This is a genomic window from Arthrobacter sp. 18067 (assembly GCF_902706295.1).
Lineage (GTDB): Bacteria > Actinomycetota > Actinomycetes > Actinomycetales > Micrococcaceae > Arthrobacter.
Genome location: NZ_CACSJJ010000006.1, coordinates 1 through 18,775, shown reverse-complemented (window position 1 = coordinate 18,775; position 18,775 = coordinate 1). Strand labels below are relative to the sequence as shown.

Annotated in this window: 16 protein-coding genes and 1 tRNA gene; 9 read left to right on the top strand and 8 right to left on the bottom strand. The window is 63.0% G+C overall.

Features of this window, described 5'->3' with window-relative positions; genetic code table 11:
- Positions 1-6 precede the first annotated feature (6 nt).
- Genes thrB through argS form a run of 5 tightly spaced genes read right to left on the bottom strand, consistent with a single transcriptional unit; the run spans position 7 to position 6,538 of the window.
- On the bottom strand, positions 7-981 hold the full coding sequence (gene thrB, locus GVL04_RS07400; protein WP_159701943.1) for a homoserine kinase: 975 nt from the start codon (positions 979-981) through the stop codon (positions 7-9).
- A 2-nt stretch (positions 982-983) separates the two neighbouring features.
- A complete protein-coding gene (gene thrC / locus GVL04_RS07395) occupies positions 984-2,087 on the bottom strand; it encodes a threonine synthase (protein ID WP_159701940.1) in 1,104 nt (367 codons plus the stop codon).
- A complete protein-coding gene (locus GVL04_RS07390) occupies positions 2,088-3,404 on the bottom strand; it encodes a homoserine dehydrogenase (protein ID WP_159701937.1) in 1,317 nt (438 codons plus the stop codon). It lies immediately after the preceding gene.
- Positions 3,397-4,869 carry a diaminopimelate decarboxylase gene (lysA, locus tag GVL04_RS07385; protein ID WP_159701934.1) on the bottom strand — a complete coding sequence of 491 codons (1,473 nt, stop codon included), beginning with the start codon at positions 4,867-4,869 and terminating at the stop codon, positions 3,397-3,399. Before lysA ends, GVL04_RS07390 begins: the two co-directional genes overlap by 8 nt.
- 4 nt (positions 4,870-4,873) lie before the next feature.
- The gene (argS, locus tag GVL04_RS07380; RefSeq protein WP_159701931.1) at positions 4,874-6,538 is read right to left on the bottom strand and encodes an arginine--tRNA ligase; all 1,665 of its coding nucleotides are present in this window, start codon (positions 6,536-6,538) and stop codon (positions 4,874-4,876) included.
- 217 nt (positions 6,539-6,755) lie between these two features.
- On the opposite strand from argS, the gene GVL04_RS07375 reads away from it, so the two are divergent.
- The 6 genes from GVL04_RS07375 (at position 6,756) to GVL04_RS07350 (ending at position 11,399) form a co-directional block, all read left to right on the top strand.
- Positions 6,756-7,247, top strand: a complete 492-nt coding sequence (locus tag GVL04_RS07375) for a hypothetical protein (protein ID WP_159701928.1) — start codon at positions 6,756-6,758, stop codon at positions 7,245-7,247.
- Positions 7,248-7,251: 4 nt separating this feature from the next.
- Entirely contained in the window at positions 7,252-8,124 is an 873-nt protein-coding gene (locus GVL04_RS07370; RefSeq protein WP_159701925.1) for an FAD:protein FMN transferase, read from the top strand.
- Positions 8,121-9,623, top strand: coding sequence for an FAD-dependent oxidoreductase (locus tag GVL04_RS07365; RefSeq protein WP_159701922.1), 1,503 nt, complete (start codon positions 8,121-8,123; stop codon positions 9,621-9,623). Before GVL04_RS07370 ends, GVL04_RS07365 begins: the two co-directional genes overlap by 4 nt.
- A 120-nt stretch (positions 9,624-9,743) precedes the next feature.
- A tRNA-Arg gene (locus tag GVL04_RS07360) sits at positions 9,744-9,816 on the top strand.
- Between the two features lie 157 nt (positions 9,817-9,973).
- Positions 9,974-11,014, top strand: coding sequence for a M4 family metallopeptidase (locus tag GVL04_RS07355; RefSeq protein WP_235036211.1), 1,041 nt, complete (start codon positions 9,974-9,976; stop codon positions 11,012-11,014).
- Between the two features lie 82 nt (positions 11,015-11,096).
- On the top strand, positions 11,097-11,399 hold the full coding sequence (locus GVL04_RS07350; RefSeq protein WP_159701919.1) for a protealysin inhibitor emfourin: 303 nt from the start codon (positions 11,097-11,099) through the stop codon (positions 11,397-11,399).
- Between the two features lie 14 nt (positions 11,400-11,413).
- On the opposite strand, the gene GVL04_RS07345 is transcribed toward GVL04_RS07350, so the two are convergent.
- Positions 11,414-12,382, bottom strand: coding sequence for a GlxA family transcriptional regulator (locus GVL04_RS07345; protein ID WP_159701916.1), 969 nt, complete (start codon positions 12,380-12,382; stop codon positions 11,414-11,416).
- A gap of 81 nt (positions 12,383-12,463) precedes the next feature.
- On the opposite strand from GVL04_RS07345, the gene GVL04_RS24500 reads away from it, so the two are divergent.
- From GVL04_RS24500 to hrpA, 3 genes are all read left to right on the top strand, one after another.
- On the top strand, positions 12,464-12,634 hold the full coding sequence (locus tag GVL04_RS24500; protein ID WP_200846779.1) for a hypothetical protein: 171 nt from the start codon (positions 12,464-12,466) through the stop codon (positions 12,632-12,634).
- 184 nt (positions 12,635-12,818) lie between these two features.
- Complete coding sequence (locus tag GVL04_RS07340; protein ID WP_159701913.1) at positions 12,819-13,811, top strand: YafY family protein; 993 nt, start codon at positions 12,819-12,821, stop codon at positions 13,809-13,811.
- A gap of 13 nt (positions 13,812-13,824) precedes the next feature.
- Entirely contained in the window at positions 13,825-17,769 is a 3,945-nt protein-coding gene (gene hrpA, locus GVL04_RS07335) for an ATP-dependent RNA helicase HrpA (RefSeq protein WP_159701910.1), read from the top strand.
- A 63-nt stretch (positions 17,770-17,832) separates the two neighbouring features.
- Here the strand turns inward: hrpA and GVL04_RS07330 are convergent, their stop codons facing one another.
- On the bottom strand, positions 17,833-18,261 hold the full coding sequence (locus GVL04_RS07330) for an HIT family protein (protein WP_159701907.1): 429 nt from the start codon (positions 18,259-18,261) through the stop codon (positions 17,833-17,835).
- On the bottom strand, positions 18,258-18,775 hold a 518-nt coding region (locus tag GVL04_RS07325), incomplete at its 5' end, for a zinc-binding dehydrogenase (RefSeq protein ID WP_159701904.1). The genes GVL04_RS07325 and GVL04_RS07330, both read right to left, overlap by 4 nt.

The following is an 18,775-nucleotide window of genomic DNA, read 5'->3' as shown; positions in this document are numbered from 1 at the left end:
GCGGCTTTACCGGCGGTGCACTTCCACTCTAGCACCTTGAACGTCCACAGCCAGCGTCATCACGCGCCAGCCAATGTCGGGTGTGTTGGCCGCTGTGTAGGACCCGATGAAGTCAGCAACCGTCGCGGCTTCGCTTTCCCCGTTGGCAAGCACCATCACGGTGGGGCCGGCACCGGAAACAACTGCCGCATGCCCTGCGGACCGAAGCGCTGCGATGAGGTCGGCGCTCGGCCGCATGGCCTGTGCACGGTAGCTCTGATGAAGGTAGTCCTCGGTAGCAGGCAGCAGGAAAGCCGGTTGCGCTGTGAGTGCGTGGATCAGTAAGGCTGCGCGTCCGGAATTCATTGCTGCCGCGTGATGGCCAACGGATGCCGGCAGTAGACCGCGCGCAGTTTCCGTTGACAACTCAAAGTCTGGTACCGCTACTACCGGGATGACCGAAGGCACGACGTCGGCGCGCGTGCTGCTGTACTGCTCGCTGTCCTGCCAGGACAGCGCCAGTCCGCCGAAAATCGCAGGTGCGACGTTGTCCGGATGGCCTTCGAGCTCGCTTGTCAGCTGCAGTATCCAGTCACGGTCCTGCCGTGACTCCTCCGGCACCAACGCATTGGCGGCAGTCACAGCAGCAACCACGGCCGATGCTGAAGAGCCGAGGCCACGACCATGCGGGTTGACGTTGTCCGCGGAAATTTTCAGGCCTGAGCGCTGGTAGCCGAGGCGGTCCAGCGCGAGGTCGATCGCGCGCACCACCAGATGGCTGGCATCGCGCGGGAGGGTTTCTGCGCCCTCACCGGAGAGCTCGAACTCCAGCTCTCCGGTGCTCAGCGTTTCCACCGTCAAGGTGTCGTAAATGGACAGGGCCAAGCCGAGGCTGTCGTAGCCGGGGCCCAGGTTGGCACTCGTACCGGGGACCTTGACGGTCAGCCGCTGGCCTGCCGCGACGAGTGCACGATCGGTCGCGGTGGGCTGCGTTGATTCCACTCTTAGTTTTCTTCCAGTCCCAGTTCCGCGGCAACGGTGACGACGTCGTTTGGCACCTTGACGGGCTGGACATCGCTGCCGTCCTCGGTACGGAGGGCCCACTGGGGGTCCTTAAGTCCGTGCCCGGTAACGGTGATCACGATCGTCTTGCCCGCCGGCACCTCGCCTGCGGCGTGCTTCTTGATCAACCCAGCGACGCCGGCAGCCGAGCCGGGCTCGACGAAAACGCCTTCCTTCGCAGACAGCCAGCGGTGGGCGGCCAGGATCTCGTCATCGGTGACAGCTTCGATGAGTCCGCCTGATTCGTCGCGCGCTGCAACGGCGGTGTCCCAGGACGCCGGGTTGCCGATGCGAATGGCAGTGGCAATGGTGTCCGGCTCGGTGATGGGGTGTCCGGCGACGAACGGCGCAGCACCTGCAGCCTGGAAGCCCCACATGATGGGCGTCTTTGTGGACACGGCAGGAAGCGTTCCATTGGCGGTCTCGAAGGGCGCGGAGTACTCCTTGTAGCCCTTCCAGTACGCACTGATGTTGCCGGCGTTGCCGACGGGCAGTACGTGGATGTCCGGGGCATCGCCCAGCGAGTCCACCACTTCGAACGCGCCGGTCTTCTGCCCCTGGATGCGCGCGGGGTTGACGGAGTTGACCAGGAAGACCGGGTAGGCCTCGCCAAGCTTGCGCGCGATGTCCAGGCAGTTGTCGAAGTTGCCGTCCACTTGGAGCAACGTGGCGCCGTGCGCAATTGCCTGGCTCAGCTTGCCCATGGAGATCTTGCCCTCAGGAACCAGCACGGCGCACTTGAGGCCAGCTGCCGTGGCGTAGGCCGCAGCGGAGGCGGACGTGTTGCCCGTGGAGGCGCACACTACGGCCTTTGCGCCGGCTTCCACAGCCGCCGTCATGGCCATGGTCATGCCACGGTCCTTGAAGGAACCCGTGGGATTCATTCCTTCAACCTTGAGGTAGACCTCCGAGCCGGTCAGTTCGGAGAGCTTCTGCGCGTGGACGAGCGGGGTGCCGCCCTCGCCGAGGGTAATGACCTTCGTGGCTTCCGTTACAGGCAAACGATCAGCGTATTCGCGGATTACTCCGCGCCATTGGTGAGCCACTTAGACCCCTTCTACCCGCAGTACGGATGTCACAGAATTGATGACGTCCAGGCCCTTGACGGCCTCGACGGTTGCTGCGAGTGCAGCTTCGGACGCACGGTGCGTCACGATCTTCAGCTCAGCCGATTCAACGTTCGACTCAGAGTCGCGGTGGATCGTTTGACGCATGATCTCGATCGAGACACCGTTTTCCGCAAAGATGTGCGCGATCCGCGCCAAAACGCCGGCCTGGTCAGCTACGTCCAAGCCGATGTAGTAGCTGGTGTCGGAGGCGTCGATGGTCAAGGCCGGGACATACCCCGTGGTGGTTTCCGTGCGGCCCGGGCCTCCCAGGACCAGGCGCCGCGCTGCGGAGACGAGATCGCCCATGACGGCAGAGGCCGTCGGCGTTCCGCCTGCGCCTTGGCCGTAGAACATCAGCTCACCGGCGTTCTCCGCTTCAATGAAGACGGCGTTGAACGCACCACGTACTGCGGCCAGCGGGTGTTCGCGCGGCAGGAGGGTGGGGTGGACGCGCACCGAAATGCCGCTGCTGTTCTCTGATGAGTCGATCTTCTCGGCAATCGCGAGCAGCTTGATGACAAATCCGGCTTCCTTGGCGGAAGCGATGTCCGCAGCGGAGACCTTGGTGATGCCTTCGCAGTAAACATCGTCCAGGGAGAAACGGGTGTGGAAGGACAGCGACGCGAGGATGGCGGCCTTCGCCGCGGCATCATGTCCTTCGACGTCGGCCGTTGGGTCTGCTTCGGCGTATCCAAGGCGCTGGGCTTCGGCCAAGGCGTCGGAGAACTGTGCACCGGTGGTGTCCATCTGGTCAAGGATGAAGTTGGTGGTGCCGTTGACGATGCCCAGGACGCGAGTGATGCGGTCGCCGGACAGGCTGTCGCGAATGGGGCGCAGGATGGGGATGGCGCCGGCTACCGCGGCCTCATAAGACAACTGGACGCCGGCTTTGTCGGCCTCTTCATACAGGGTGGGGCCGTCCTGAGCGAGCAGTGCCTTATTGCCCGTGACAACGCACGCGCCGTTCTGGATGGCCGTCAGGATCAGCGACCGGGCTGGCTCTATGCCACCCATAAGTTCGATGACCAGATCTGCATCCTTGACGAGGGTATCGGCGTCCGTGGTGAAAAGTTCACGAGGCAATTCGACATCACGCGGGGTGTCGATGTTGCGGACGGCGATGCCGGACAGCTCAAGGCGGGCGCCGCTGCGGGCGGCAAGGGTCTCGGCGTCGTCAATCAGGATCCGCGCGACCTGGGCCCCAACGTTGCCACAGCCCAGCAGGGCCACCTTCAAGGTTCGCACTTCAGACATTCGGCACTCCCATGTCGCGGTTCAAGAGATCTTCTTCGGTTTCCCCGCGGACAATCAGCCGGGCAGCTCCGTCGCGTACAGCGACAACGCCAGGCCGGGCCAGGTAGTTGTAATTGCTGGAGAGGGCCCAGCAGTAGGCGCCGGTACCCGGTACTGCGAGCAAATCACCGGCTGCCACGTCCGCGGGCAGATATACATCTCTAACAACTATGTCGCCGCTCTCGCAATGTTTGCCCACTACGCGGGACAGCTGCGGAGCCGCTGAGGAGTCACGGGATGCCAAAATCGCCGAATAATCCGCGTCGTACAGCACCGGACGGGCGTTGTCGCTCATACCGCCGTCCACCGACACATAGCGGCGCGGATACGTAACGTTCTTCAGGTCCTCCGCACCCTCAGGGGCGTCGACTCGGACGGTCTTGAGGGTGCCGACTTCGTACAGGGTGAACGTGGTGCTGCCTACGATGGCGCGTCCGGGCTCGATGGAGATGCGCGGCGGCGTGATGTCCAGCTCAGCGCATTTTGAACGCACGACGGCGGCCATCGCCTGCGCGATCTCGGCCGGCGGGCGGGGGGTGTCCACCGGCGTATAGGCGATTCCGTAGCCACCACCGAGGTCCAGTTCCGGCAGGAGAATTGAGTACTTGGCCTGCATGGCCGCAAGGAAGCCCAGGAGCTTCTCTGCTGCCACGGCGAATCCGTCCGGCTCAAAGATCTGCGAGCCGATGTGGCAGTGCAGGCCGAGCAACTCGATGCTGGCGTACGAGGTGGCAACTGCCACAGCTTCCTCAGCTGCCGAGAGACCGGCCTCCTCGGTGGAGTCTCCTGCCATGGACAGACCAAACTTCTGGTCCTCGTGGGCAGTGGCAATGAACTCATGGGTGTGCGCATGCACGCCGGGGGTCAGTCGCAGCATGACCTTGGCAACTTCGCCGCGGCTGGACGCTATCTTGGCAACACGCTCGAGCTCGTCGAGGCTGTCCACCACGATCCTGCCAAGCTTCATGTCCAAGGCACGGTTGATCTCGGCGTCCGACTTATTATTGCCGTGCAGCCCAAGGTTTGAGCCTTCGATTCCTGCTCGTGCAGCGACAGCGAGTTCGCCGCCGGAACACGTATCAAGGCGGAGGCCCTCTTCTGCTACCCAGCTGGCCACAGCGGTGCAGAGGAAGGACTTTCCTGCATAGTAGACATCCACTCCCCCGCAGATGTCCGCAAAGGCGGCGTCGAAGGCGTCCTTGAATGCGCGGGCCCGGGAGCGGAAGTCCGATTCACTCATGACGAACAGCGGAGTTCCGAACTGTTCTTTGAGCTCACTGACGGCAATGCCGTCAATGGTGACCTCGCCGGCGTCGTTCTTCTCAACCCCGGCCGCCCACATCGGCGCCTGCAGGGCATTGAGGTCTTCAGGGACGGCCAACCATTCAGGAGCCAGCGGTGAAGCGTGCGCAGCGTCTGTGTTCATAGCCCTACATCCGTTCCGGCGCCGAGACGCCCAGCAGTTCGAGTCCGTTGGCAAGCACTTGGCTGGTGGCGTCATTGAGCCACAGCCGGGTGCGGTTGACGTCCAGGACGGGATCGTCGCCCTGCGGGGAAACGCGGCAGGCGTCGTACCAGCGGTGGTAGGCGCCGGCGATGACCTCGAGGTGCCGGGCGACGCGGTGCGGCTCGCGCAGTTCGGCCGCCTTTGCCACGATGGACGGGTAGCTACCCAGGTAGGAGAGCAGCTCGTTTTCCGTGGCGTGGTCAAGAAGCGACGCGTCGAAGGCATCCTGCCCATCAATTTGGCGCTCGACGCCGGCCTCGGCAGCGTTGCGTGCCGTGCCGCGGGACCGGGCATGGGCGTACTGCACGTAGAAAACGGGGTTCTCATTGCTGTGCTTCTTCAGCAGTTCAGGATCCAGCGTCAACGGCGAGTCGGCCGGGAAACGGGCCAGCGAGTACCGGACGGCGTCTTTGCCGAGCCAGGAAATGAGGTCCTTGAGCTCGATGATGTTGCCCGCGCGCTTGGACAGCTTTGCGCCATTCACGGACACGAGCTGGCCGATGAGGACCTCGATGTTGACTTCGGGATCATCACCCGCGCAGGCCGCAATGGCTTTCAGGCGGTTGATGTACCCGTGGTGGTCGGCACCGAGCAGGTAGATCTTTTCGGTGAATCCGCGGTCCTTTTTGGAGAGGTAGTACGCGGCGTCAGCAGCGAAGTAGGTAGGTTCGCCGTTGGCGCGGATCATCACACGGTCTTTGTCGTCGCCGAAGTCGGTGGTCCGCAACCAGACGGCACCGCCGTCGTCAAAGACGTGCCCCTGCTCCCGAAGTCGCGCAACGGCCGATTCGATCGCACCGGCGTCGTGCAGTTCCTTTTCCGAGAAGAAGACGTCAAACTCAACACCGAAGTCTGCCAGCGTGGTCTTGATGTCCCCCATCTGCGCCTCGTAGGCCGCGGCCCGGATCACGGGGAGGGCCGCTTCGTCCGTCAGTTCGCGGATGCCAGGGTGGGCCTTCAGGACCTCGTCGCCCAGTTCCCGGATGTATTCGCCCGGGTAGCCGCCCTCCGGAACGCCCCGGCCGTGCAGGCGGGAAAGCACCGAGTTGGCAAAGACGTTCATTTGCGAGCCGGCGTCATTGATGTAGTACTCAGCGGTGACGTCAGCTCCCGAGGCACGCAACACACGGGCAATGGCGTCGCCCAGGGCAGCCCAGCGCGTGTGTCCGATATGCAGCGGACCAGTGGGGTTCGCGGAAACGAATTCCATGTTGACCACGCGGCCCGCGAGCGCCTGGTTGGTGCCATAGCCCGCACCGGCCTCAACAATGGCCTTGGCCAAGGCACCGGCCGTGGCAGCATCCACGGTGATGTTCAGGAAACCTGGACCGGCGATTTCCACCCCGGTAACACCGGGAATGCCCTGCAGATGGTTGCTGAGGATACCGGCGAATTCGCGGGGATTCATACCGGCCTGCTTGGAGAGCTGCAGGGCGATGTTGGTGGCCCAATCTCCATGATCCCGGTTCTTGGGTCGCTCCACTCGCACGGCGTCAGGCACGGCAGATTCCGTCAAGGCGATTTCGCCGCTAGAGACGGCGTCCTTAAGGCAGGCGGATATGGCAGCAGAGAGTTCTTCGGGAGTCACGCATCTAGCCTACCGGGGGCCCGCAAAGTCGCGGAATTGAGGGTCGCTTATGTGGATAGTTTGGTCACAGCCAGCGCACAGGATCGGCTGGCGGGTGGCACAGACTGAACCATTACGCTGAATTCAACGTTGTGAAGACGTAGGAGGTGGCCTCGTCGGTCATCCCGGGAAACCCAGTCCATTGAGCATTTCTTGTCCAGTTGAAACGAGCAGAACCATGACTACGCCACTCCGCAAGAGCCTCTACGCCGGCGTTGCCGGCCTTTCACTCATCGGTGCAGTGGCCGCCTGCGCCCCATCTGCGCAGTCGCCGTCCACGGAGTCCACGCCGGCCGGCGAGAACGGTGGCCAGGCGAGCACATCCAGCCCCACCACTTCATCCACCGCGTCCGGTTCCACCGCCGCGGCCACCACCACGTACAAGGACGGAACCTACAGCGCCGACGGCACGTATACCTCCCCCAACGGTCAGGAGACCGTGGGCGTGGAACTCACCCTCGCGGGTGACACTGTGTCCGCTGTGAACATCACGGTCCACCCGTCCAACCCGAACACCAAGAAGTTCCAGGGCGAGTTCGCCGGTGGTATTTCTGCGCAAATAGTCGGCAAGAGCATCGATGAGCTCAACGTCTCCAAGGTGGCGGGTTCCTCCCTCACCTCCGGCGGATTCAACGACGCCGTGGAGCAGATCAAGTCCCAGGCCAAGTAGCACCATGCCGTATCCGGACTGGAGCAACTTCAGTTTCGAAGGCATCGGCACGCATTGGGAGATTTCGACGCCGGAGCCGCTGGCACCCGCGGTGCGGAACAAGCTGTTGGAAACAGTGGGTGATTATGACCGGACGTATTCGCGGTTCAGGGCAGATTCCTTGGTGTCCAGTCTCTCCCGTGGACCGGGCAGGATCACATTGCCCGGGCATGCCAAAGGCCTTCAGGAGGTTTATGCCTCCCTGTATCGGCTCAGTGATGGTGCCATGACCCCGCTCATCGGCAGCAGCCTCGAACGGCTTGGCTACGATCCCGGATACACGTTGGCTCCGTCCGGAAGCCCCCAGCCTCCGCCCCGCTGGGAAGACGTCCTTGAGTGGACAGGTGAGGCCTTGACGGCCAAGGAGCCGGTGGTCCTGGATATTGGAGCCGCCGGAAAGGGGCAGCTGGTGGACCTCCTGGGCGAGGTCCTTCGCTCAACGGACCACGCTGAGTTCCTGGTGGACGGCAGCGGCGACATGTTGCACGCGGGAACGGATCCTGTGATAGTCGCTTTGGAACACCCCTACAACCCCGGTCAGGCCATCGGCACCGTTGAACTCCACAATTCCGCGCTCTGTGCCTCGGCTTCCAACCGTCGGGCCTGGGGTGATGGACTGCACCACGTCCTGGATGGGACCACTGGCAAGCCCATTCAGACCACGGTGGCTACGTGGACCATGGCTGCGAGCGCACTATTGGCCGATGCGTTGGCCACGGCACTGTTCATGCTGGAACCTGCCCGGTTGCAGGATGAGTTCGATTTCTCCTGGCTCAGGGTTTCCTCCAGTGGTGCCGCCACGTTTTCGAACCGTTTCGAGGGGAGACTGTTCACATGATTGCCGCTAAGTCCCGGGTGGACACCTGGTTGGGTCGCTTCACGATGTACCGCTTGATTCTGTGGGTACTGGGTGTGCTGGTGGCCTACAGCATGCTCCTTAATATCCTGGGATGGCTGACCTTCGGTCTCCCGGAGATGCTGGTGCACCTTGCACTCTGCCTGGGGGTGACCTACGCATCCAACCGGTTGCTCGCGTTGGTCTTCCGGGTTAAACCGCACACGGAGTCCTCGCTGATTACGGGGTTGCTGCTCTATTTCCTGTTCTGGCCGACGTTCGGGCTGACCGACATGACGGGTGTAGCACTGGCCTGCGTGTTGGCAAGCGTGTCCAAGTACGCACTGGCTTTCCGCGGGCGGCACATCTTCAACCCAGCGGCGACCGGGGCATTCATCACGGGCCTGACCGGGTTGAACATCGCCACGTGGTGGGCCGCCACCCCGGCAATGCTCTGGCTCTTGGTCCCCGGCGTGCTGATTGTCCTCTACCGCACACGGAAATTGCTGATGGCCGCGGTTTTCCTGGTGGCGTCCACCACCATCATTACGGTGGAGCTCTTGAGCCGCAGCATGACGTTCGGGCAGGCGTTGTGGCAATCGCTGGCCCAGCGCCCCTTGCTGTTCTTCGTGGGTTTCATGCTCTCTGAGCCGCTTACCCTGCCTCCCCGCCGCTGGCAGCAGTTGGCGCTTGCCGGCGTCGTGGGTGTTGTCTTCGCGGTTCCCTACAACTTCGGCTTCGTTGCCAACTCCCCCGAGCTGGCCCTGCTGCTCGGCAACCTTCTGGCCTTCTTCCTGGGCCAGCGGGGCGGCGTTGAGCTGACGTTCAAGGGTTCGCGTGCCCTCACTCCGGGCAGTACGGAGTTCAGGTTTGAGCCGCAGCGACCTGTGCGGTTTGCGGCCGGGCAGTTCATGGAGCTCAATTTGCCGCATTCCGGTTCCGACGGCAAAGGCCGCCGGCGTGTCTTCAGCATCACCAGCGCGCCCGGTTCGCCTGAGGTGACTTTCGGAGTTGGTACGGCAGAGCCGCTGTCTACGGCAAAAAAGGCGTTGATGGCTTTGAAGCCCGGTGACAAGCTCTCTGCAACTGCCGTGGGCGGAGACTTTCTCTTGCCGCACGACGCCGGGAAGCCGGTCCTGCTGATCGCTGCAGGAATCGGCATCACACCTTTCTTGTCGCACCTGGCGTCCGACGCCCTGGCGCGCGACACCGTGGTGGTGTATCTGGCCAAGGGCCGTGATGAGTTGGCCTGCGTGGAGCAGTTGGAAGCGTCAGGAGCGAAGGTCATCGCCCGTCTCGCGGACGGGTCAATTCCCCCGGAGTTCATGCTCGACGCCGGCGCTTCCAGAATCGATGCTGCGCGCCTGGCGGAGTTGGTTCCGGACATCGCGGACCGGGAAGTGTTTGTCTCGGGCTCCCCGGCGAGCGTTGACTCCTTGCGCGCTGCGGCCAGAAGCGCGGGAGCACGCCGGGTGCATGTCGACTCGTTCGCCGGGTACTGACCGGGTCCGGATTGGCAGGCCTCTGAGCTGGGCCTGGCACTGCGGCGCCGGGTTTTCATTTGCGGTGCAGTGGCTGCTAAGCTCTAGGACGTCCCACCGGCAACGGAGGGAACCCTGGATGCCCTCGTAGCTCAGGGGATAGAGCGTCTGCCTCCGGAGCAGAAGGCCGTAGGTTCGAATCCTATCGAGGGCACAACGAATACCCCGCCAGTCCTGCTGGCGGGGTATTTTTGTCTGCCGGTGCCGCGCTATCAGTTCGGGGCTTGCCGGGCGGGCACCGCAATATTGTCTGCAGCTGCTTTTAGGCTGAATCCAGTTGGACTTACCGATAGCCAAAGGGGTTTGCCGTGATGTGCTCGATCGTCCCTCCGTACATGCTTCGCAAGATAGCCGCCCAGAACGAGCCACGGCTGCGGGCCGTCGCCAGGGCAGCCAAAGAGTCGCTGCTGCATATCAAGAACCTGCAGGCCATCCGCACAGCCCCCGTTCCGCCGGCGCCGCCCAGTGCCCGCCAAGCCAAGCCCGGCCCTCCGAAGCGGACCATATTCGATGCCGAATCCTCGGAGACCCTACCGGGGCGGGTTGTCCGGAAGGAGGGCGCCGGACCCGTCGGGGACGTTGCAGCCGATGAGGCCTATGAGGGCCTCGGCAGCACACACCGCCTGTACGGCGAGATTTTCGGCAGGGACTCAATCGACGGCGCGGGCCTGGCCTTGGACGCGACCGTCCATTACGGAAAGCTCTACGACAACGCCTTCTGGGATGGATCCCAGATGGTCTTTGGCGATGGTGACGGCCAGATCTTTCAGCGCTTCACCAAATCCGTCAGTGTCATAGGCCATGAACTGGCTCATGGCGTCACGCAGTACACGGCCAATCTGGCATACCGCAACCAGGCCGGCGCGCTCAACGAATCCATGTCGGACGTGTTCGGCGTCCTTGTGGAGCAGTACCTGAAGCAGGAGTCGACAGGGCAGGCCAGCTGGCTGATCGGCGAAGGCCTCTTCACAGACCAGGTGCAAGGTGCCGCCCTGCGTTCCATGAAGGCACCCGGGACCGCTTATGACGACGACGTATTGGGCAAGGATCCCCAACCGGACTCCATGGATACGTACGTGCGGACCAGCGCTGACAACGGTGGAGTGCACATCAACTCCGGCATCCCGAACAAGGCTTTCTACGTCGTTGCCTCGGAGCTCGGCGGCAATGCGTGGGAGGCGCCGGGCCAGATTTGGTACGGCACATTGACGAGCGGTTCACTCCCCGCCACGTGCACGTTTGGGAAGTTTGCCAAGTCCACTGTGGCCACCGCCGAGGAACTCTTCGGTTCCGGTTCAGCTGAACATGACGCCGTCCTCAAGGCGTGGGAGACTGTAAAGGTCAAGGTTTAGTCACAGGGCGGGACCGGACAGTGCTGGTTTGTGGTCCCGCCGGCTGGCTGGCCATGGAACGTCGAACGAGAAGCAGCCGGTCATGAAGATCACCGTCCAACGCAGCGGGGGAATCGCCGCGATGACACGCGTCTGGAGCGTGGAGGCTGTCTCCCCCGACGAGAAGGAACGATGGGTTCCGATTGTTGAGGCCTGCCCGTGGGACGAAGCGAAAAGCCAGGCCCGTGCAGCCAACGAACCCGACCGGTTCATGTACTCCATCAGGGCGGGGCAACGCCGCGCCACCCTCCCCGACCGCGCCGTCACTGGCCCATGGCAGGAACTGGTGGAATGCGCCAAGGCTGAGGGCTCGGAGTCCCGCGGTCGCCTCGGGAGCCGACGCTAACGACCCCGGGCCGCTCAGATGGCCTCAGCCAGCTGGCCCCTGAACGCACGCCGGTAACTCTGCGGACTGGTATCCAGCACCTTGGTGAAATGGTGGCGGAGCAGCACCGAATGCCCGAACCCTGCTTCCCTGGCGATTTCGTCAATGTTCAGTTCGGTGGTCTCCAATAGCTCCTGCGCCCTCAAGACCCGTTGCGAATTGAGCCACGCGGCAGGAGTCGTCCCGGTTTCTGCCCTGAAGCGGCGTGCAAAGGTCCTGGGAGACATGTGGAGACGTGCGGCGAGTTCATTCACACTGTGTTCCTCGTCGAGGTGTTCCACCATCCAACGCAGGAGTTCCTCCATGGGCGCTGAACCACAGCGGGGCATGGGCCGGTCGATGAACTGGGCCTGGCCGCCGTCGCGATGCGGCGGAACCACCATGTCGCGGGCGATTGCGGCAGCGACATTGGCCCCCAGTTCAACTCGCACAAGGTGGAGGCACGCATCGATACCTGCTGCGGTGCCTGCGCTGGTGATGATGGTCCCGTCCTGCACATAGAGGACGTTCTCGTCAACGATGATGTCCGGATAGCGACTGGCCAGGTCCTGGGAATAGTGCCAGTGGGTGGTGCAGCGGCGCCCGTCCAGGAGTCCGGCACGGGCCAGTGCATACGCGCCGGAGCAGATGGACATAACCCACGCTCCACGCGCATGGGCTGCCCGCAAGGCATCCATGACAGATTCGGGGACCTCTTGGTCCCGGCCGAAAGGCGTCATGATGACGAGGTCCGCATCGGCCGCTGCCTCGAGGCCCAAACTTACATGCAGTGACAGGCCGGACTTCATCCGGATGTCGCCCGGTTCCGGGGCTACCACCCGGAAATCGAAGGCCGGTACCCCGGCGTCACGGTCCGATCTATCGATGCCGAAGACCTCGAAGGCCGTGCCGAATTCGAAGATCGAGAAGTTGGGGACAACGATCACCGCCACTGATTTCAACATATCTCCATTGTGGCAGAAAATTATCTAAATGGGGCATTTCTGCCACTGTTTCTTGGCCTCCCACAGGAGCAGGCTGGAGGCATGGAAATCTTCGGAATCATCCTCTTCATCGTCCTCATCACCGCCGTCGCCGCCACCATCTCTGCCCTGTTGAAGGATGGTCGCGGACATAACCCGCCCGTCAGTTCCAAGGAACCGTGGAGCGCTTTTGACGCTCCCAGCAGCCCGTACTGGAATCCGCGCATCTACTAGGGCATGCCGGGCACCTGCGAAATCCGTTCCACTCCAAGATCGAGTCACACCACATCCCACCGACGCCCGTCCGTTCACGGAATTCTGCAGGATTCCCCCAACGGCGGGCGTCCTTACGTGTCCCTTTCCGCGACCCAAAGCCGGGGACGTCCACTCACGGCGCGCATGGACTAGATTCACTTCCATGATCCAAACCTCCGCCCGCCTTCTCCAGCTGCTGTCACTGTTGCAAGTGCGTCGGGAATGGACGGGGCCGGCCCTGGCCGACCGAATGGGTGTGACCGAGAGGACCGTGCGGCGCGATATCGACAAGCTGCGCAACCTGGGATATCCCATTCACGCCTCCCCCGGCATTGCCGGCGGCTACCAACTCGGTGCCGGCGCCCAGCTGCCGCCCTTGCTCCTGGATGACAATGAGGCCCTCGCTGTCGCCCTGGGCCTGAACTCAGTCGCTGCCGGGCCCGTTGCCGGCATCGGTGAGGCCTCCGTTCGAGCCCTGGCAAAGCTCGAACAAGTGCTGCCGTCCCGGCTTCGTCCGAAGTTTGCCATGCTGAAGGCTGCCGTCACCACCTTGCCCAGCAATGCGGCGACGGTCGATCCCCAACAATTGACCGTAGTCTCGGCCGCGATATCGGATCGACGGCAGATTTCCTTTGAATACGTCAAGTCCGACGGGGAATCCGCACGCCGCCTCGTGGAGCCTTACAGACTGGTGGACACGGGCCGCCGCTGGTATCTGGTCGCTTGGGATGTGGAGCGGGAAGACTGGCGTACCTTCCGTGCGGACCGCTTCGCTTCCCTGCCGTCCGAACGCAAGAAGTACAGTCCACGGCCGCTGCCGGCGGAGGACCTGGCGGCCTACGTACAGCAGTCGATCACCCGATCACCCTACAGATTCGATGTCGTGGTGCGGCTCCGCGCGCCACTCGCCGAGGTGGCCGCCGTCGTCAGTTCCCAATACGCGACGTTGACGGCTGACGGCGCGGCGGCCACGATACTGAGGTCCGGATGGGACAACCTGGCCGCACCGGCTGCGTACCTGGCCGCACTGGACATGGACTTTGAGATCCTCGAACCCGAAGAATTCACGTCCTACGCCCTTGAACTCTCGCACCGGCTGAGTGCCGCGGCCGGGACTGTGACGGGCACAGCGGACGTGGGACCCCAGCCACAGTAGACTGGCAGCAGCCATGACACTTCATATTTCCTACCCCGCAGAGCTGCCCGTCTCCGAGCGCCGCGAGGATCTGATGGCGGCCATCGCCGCAAACCAGGTGACCATCATTGCCGGTGAGACCGGCTCGGGTAAGACCACCCAGATCCCCAAAATGTGCCTCGAGCTTGGCCTTGGAGACAAGGGCCTGATCGGGCACACCCAGCCGCGCCGACTGGCAGCCCGCACGGTGGCCGAACGCATCGCGTCAGAACTCGACGTCGGGATCGGCCAGGAAGTCGGCTTCCAGGTCCGCTTCACCGGTGAGGTGAGCGCGTCCACCAAGATCAAACTGATGACCGACGGCATCCTCCTCGCCGAGATCCAGCGGGACAAGCTGCTGCGGAAGTACAGCACCATCATCATCGATGAGGCCCATGAGCGCAGCCTCAACATCGACTTCATCCTGGGCTACCTCAAACGCATCCTCCCCCAGCGGCCGGACCTCAAGGTCATCATCACCTCGGCCACCATCGATCCCCAACGCTTTGCCAAGCACTTCGGAAACGACGAAGAGCCCGCGCCCATCATTGAAGTTTCCGGACGCACTTACCCGGTGGAGATCCGTTACCGTCCGCTGTCCCAGCCAGCCGGCGCGGACGAAGAAAGTTCGGACGACGAACTCGAAGAAGACCGTGATCCCCTGGATGCTGTCTGCGACGCCGTAGACGAACTCGCCAAGGAAGCTCCGGGCGATATCCTCATTTTCTTCTCCGGCGAACGCGAAATCCGTGACGCGGCGGAGGCCATCAATGGCCGCATCCAGACCAACCGCCGCCTGGCGGGGACCGAAGTGCTGCCACTGTTTGCCCGCCTAAGCCTCCAGGAGCAGCACAGGGTCTTCAACCCTGGTGGCAAGCGACGCATCATCCTCGCTACCAACGTGGCGGAGACATCCCTGACCGTCCCGGGCATCAAGTACGTGATAGACACCGGAACGGCCCGCATCTCCCGCTACTCGCACCGGACCAAGGTCCAGCGCCTTCCCATAGAGCGCGTGTCCCAGGCCTCGGCCAACCAGCGCTCCGGTCGTTGCGGCCGTGTGTCCGAAGGCATCGCGATCCGCTTGTACTCCGAGGAAGACTTCGAGTCGCGTCCCCAGTTCACCGACCCGGAAATCCTCCGAACCAACCTTGCTGCCGTCATCCTGCAAATGACGGCCATGGGCGTCGCCCGCGGACCCAAGGATGTGGAGAACTTTCCCTTTGTGGAACCCCCGGATTCCAGGGCCATTAACGACGGCGTCACTCTCCTGCGCGAACTCGGTGCCTTGAGTTCGCCCAAGGCGGCAGACGCCGGCAGTAACGGTCGCAGCGGCAGCGGGCTGACCGCCGTCGGGCAGAAGCTTGCCCAGCTGCCTGTGGATCCGCGGCTTGGCCGGATGATCGTGGAAGCCGGCAAGCGCGGCTGCGTCCGGGAAGTCATGATCCTCGCGGCAGCCCTCACCATTCAGGATCCGCGCGAACGGCCAACTGACAAGCAGCAGCTCGCTTCGGAGAAGCACGCGCGGTTCCGCGATGAGATCTCGGACTTTACGGGCTTCCTCAACCTGTGGAACTACATCCAGGAAAAGCAGCGCGAACTGTCTTCCACGCAGTTCCGCAAGCTGTGCCGCAATGAGTTCATCAATTACTTGAGGGTCCGCGAGTGGCAGGACCTGTTCACGCAGCTCAGGCAACTGGCCAAGCCCTTGGGCATCGCGTTGGACAACAAGCGCGAGGCCGATCCCGTAGGGAACTATGAGGGCATCCACATCAGCCTGCTGTCCGGGTTATTGAGCCACATTGGCCTCCTCGATGAGCGCAAGCGTGAATATGCGGGGGCCCGCGGCAGCCGCTTCGCCATCTTCCCCGGCTCAGCCCTGTTCAAGAAGTCTCCTGCGTTTGTCATGGCTGCGGAGTTGGTGGAGACGAGCCGCCTTTGGGCGCGTGTCGCCGCGAAGTTCGATCCCCTGTGGGCCGAGCAGGTAGCCCCGGACCTGGTGAAGCGTTCCTACAGCGAACCCCATTGGTCTTCCCGGCAGGGCGCCGTCATGGCCCATGAGAAAGTCACGCTGTACGGCGTGCCGATCATTCCCAACCGGCGGGTCAATTACGGGCGCGTCGATCCCGAGCTCTCCCGTGAGCTGTTCATCCGCCACGCCCTGGTGGAAGGCGAATGGAAGACGCACCACAAGTTCTTCCACCGCAACCGTGCCTTGCTCCAGGAGATCGAGGAACTCGAGACCCGCATGCGCCGGCGCGACATCCTTGTGGACGACCAGACGCTGTTCGAGTTCTACGATGCACGCGTTGGCCCGGACGTTGTCTCCGAGAGGCACTTCGACAAGTGGTGGAAGGATGCCCGCCACGCGGATCCCAACCTCCTGGACTTCGACCAATCGCTGTTGATGAGCGAAGACGCCGAGGCACTGGACGACTCCGCATATCCGAAGACCTGGCTGCACAAGGGCTTTGAACTCCCCCTGAGTTACGAGTTCCATCCCGTGGCGCCGGGATCGGCACCCAACCCATCCGATGGTGTCACCGCCGAGGTTCCTGTGTTGTTCCTCAACCAACTCGATGATGCCCCCTTCCGTTGGCAGATTCCGGGGCAACGTGCAGAGCTGGTGACGGCCCTCATCAAATCGTTGCCTAAGCAGGTACGGAAGAACTTCGTCCCTGCCCCTGATGTGGCCCGGCAGGCCACGGCCGCCCTGGAGGCAGACTTCGACCCCGCCGCAGACGACCTCGAAGCGTCATTGGAACTCGTACTCCGCCGGCTCCGTGGGCACGTCATTCCGCCCGGCTCATGGAATTGGGATGCAGTACCGTCCCACCTGCGCGTGAGTTTCAAAGTGGTCGACAGCAAAGGCAAGGTGCTGGACGAAGGCAAGGACCTCGCCGAACTCCAGGAGAAGCTGGCTCCTGCCACACGCCGCGCCATAGCGGAGTCGCTCGGCGCCACTCCCGCAACGACGTCGCGCGCCAAGGGTGGCAAGGGAACCGGCAGCGCCAACAGCCAACCGTCGACGGCGGCCGTTACCAACGCAACAGCTGGCAACGGAGCGGTGGCGGAACGCAGCGGAATCACCGAATGGGACTTCGGCACCGTGGAGCGTCAGGTCACACGCACCGTGAAGGGCCATGACGTCACTGGCTTCCCTGCTGTCGTTGATGAAGGCAAGTCGGTCGCGCTCCGGGTATTCCAGACCAAGGCTGAACAGGAATCCGCCATGCGCGGTGGCGTCATCCGTCTCCTTGCGCTGCGAATTCCGCCTCCGGACCGTTACGTGTTGGAGCACCTGAGCAACATGGAAAAACTGACCTTCAGTCAGAACCCGCACGGGTCCGTCAGCGCCCTGATCGCGGACTGCGCACTTGCCGCCATCGATAAGTTGACGCCGCAGGACTTGCCGTGGGACAGGCCGTCGTTCGATGCCCTGTATGAAGTAGTCCGGGCAGAACTGATTGATACCGTCTTCACGGTGACTGCCGTCGTCGAACGCGTTTTGGCCAGTACGCGCCGCATCCAGAAAGAGCTCAAGTCCAACGCCAGCCTGCCGCTGATCAGTGCCCTCAATGACATGAAAAGCCAGCTGGAACAACTGGTTTTCCCCGGCTTCGTGGCACAGACGGGCTACGCGCAACTCAGCCAGCTGCCCCGGTACTTGCAGGCAATCGAGAAGCGGCTGGAAAAACTGCCGGGCAACGTCCAGCGTGATGGCCTGAACATGGCGATCGTACAGGCGCTGGAGGATGACTACGACGACGCTGTTTCGGCGCTGCTTCCCGGACGCAGGGCAGGCGCGGAGTTAACCCGCGTGCGCTGGATGGTGGAGGAACTGCGGGTGAGCCTGTTCGCGGTGGAGCTGGGCACAGCCTATTCGGTGTCGGAAAAGCGCATACGTACGGTGCTCAACCAGGCCCTCGCCCCTGTCTAGCGGCAGACAAAGGAAGACCCGGCGGCGCTGATTAAGCACCGCCGGGTTAACTCGTCCCGGAGGTCAGTCTTCGGGGACAGCATCTCCATGTCCGGCCGTCCGGAGAGCGGCACGAAGCTTCACTGCAGTGGCATCCATAACCGCAGGGTCCGGGTTGTGGTCTACGTTGTGGACCTCAAAGTCCGCAGTGGAGTAGGCCGGCCACACATGCACGTGCAAGTGCTCCACCTCGAAACCTTCCATGAGGACGCCAACGCGCTTGGCGTCGAAGAGCTTCTCCTGGACCTTGCCGATGCTCTGGGCGACGTCCATGACTTTGGCCAGGAGTTCAGGGCTGGCATGCGTCCACGAGTCCACCTCTTCGCGCGGCACTACCAAGGTGTGTCCGTGTGTGAGCGGGGCGATGGTCAGGAAAGCGACCACGTCCTCGTCCTTCCAGACAAAGCGGCCCGGGATCTCGCCATTGATGATCTTGGTGAACAGTGTGCTCATGCGTCTGCCCTTTCGGATGGGTCCTGGAGTGTTGAAGTGTCCAGCACGAAACGGTACTTTACATCGCCGGCCACCATACGGTCGTAGGCTTCGTTCAGCTGGTCGGCCCGCACAATTTCGATGTCGCTGGCAACACCGTGTTCCGCACAGAAGTCCAGCATTTCCTGAGTTTCCTCAATGCCTCCGATCAACGAACCCGCGTAGGCGAGTCGGCGGCGGATGAGCAGGCCCGGGCTGACCGGCGGCATGTCGTCGGCAGGAAGGCCCAGCTGGAAGAGTGCACCATCCAGCCGAAGCGTCCGGAAGTAGGGGTTGAGGTCGTGCGGCGCGGCGACAGTATCAATGATGACGTCGATGCTCCGGTTGGCGGCCTCCATGGCGTCGGCATCCTTGGAGAGAACCACGTGGTCGGCACCGAGTTCCCTGGCGGCGTCGAACTTGGATTCGGAGGTAGTGAACACAGTGACTTCCGCCCCCATGGCCTTGGCGATCTTGACGGCCATGTGCCCCAGCC

Excerpts from the sequence above, each read along its gene's own strand:
- GVL04_RS07390 (WP_159701937.1), bottom strand. The coding sequence starts at position 3,404 with ATGTCTGAAGTGCGAACCTTGAAGGTGGCCCTGCTGGGCTGTGGCAAC.
- lysA (WP_159701934.1), bottom strand. The coding sequence starts at position 4,869 with ATGAACACAGACGCTGCGCACGCTTCACCGCTGGCTCCTGAATGGTTG.
- GVL04_RS07375 (WP_159701928.1), top strand. The coding sequence starts at position 6,756 with ATGACTACGCCACTCCGCAAGAGCCTCTACGCCGGCGTTGCCGGCCTT.
- GVL04_RS07370 (WP_159701925.1), top strand. The coding sequence starts at position 7,252 with ATGCCGTATCCGGACTGGAGCAACTTCAGTTTCGAAGGCATCGGCACG.
- GVL04_RS07365 (WP_159701922.1), top strand. The coding sequence starts at position 8,121 with ATGATTGCCGCTAAGTCCCGGGTGGACACCTGGTTGGGTCGCTTCACG.
- GVL04_RS07355 (WP_235036211.1), top strand. The coding sequence starts at position 9,974 with ATGTGCTCGATCGTCCCTCCGTACATGCTTCGCAAGATAGCCGCCCAG.
- GVL04_RS07350 (WP_159701919.1), top strand. The coding sequence starts at position 11,097 with ATGAAGATCACCGTCCAACGCAGCGGGGGAATCGCCGCGATGACACGC.
- GVL04_RS07345 (WP_159701916.1), bottom strand. The coding sequence starts at position 12,382 with ATGTTGAAATCAGTGGCGGTGATCGTTGTCCCCAACTTCTCGATCTTC.
- GVL04_RS24500 (WP_200846779.1), top strand. The coding sequence starts at position 12,464 with ATGGAAATCTTCGGAATCATCCTCTTCATCGTCCTCATCACCGCCGTC.
- GVL04_RS07340 (WP_159701913.1), top strand. The coding sequence starts at position 12,819 with ATGATCCAAACCTCCGCCCGCCTTCTCCAGCTGCTGTCACTGTTGCAA.
- hrpA (WP_159701910.1), top strand. The coding sequence starts at position 13,825 with ATGACACTTCATATTTCCTACCCCGCAGAGCTGCCCGTCTCCGAGCGC.
- GVL04_RS07330 (WP_159701907.1), bottom strand. The coding sequence starts at position 18,261 with ATGAGCACACTGTTCACCAAGATCATCAATGGCGAGATCCCGGGCCGC.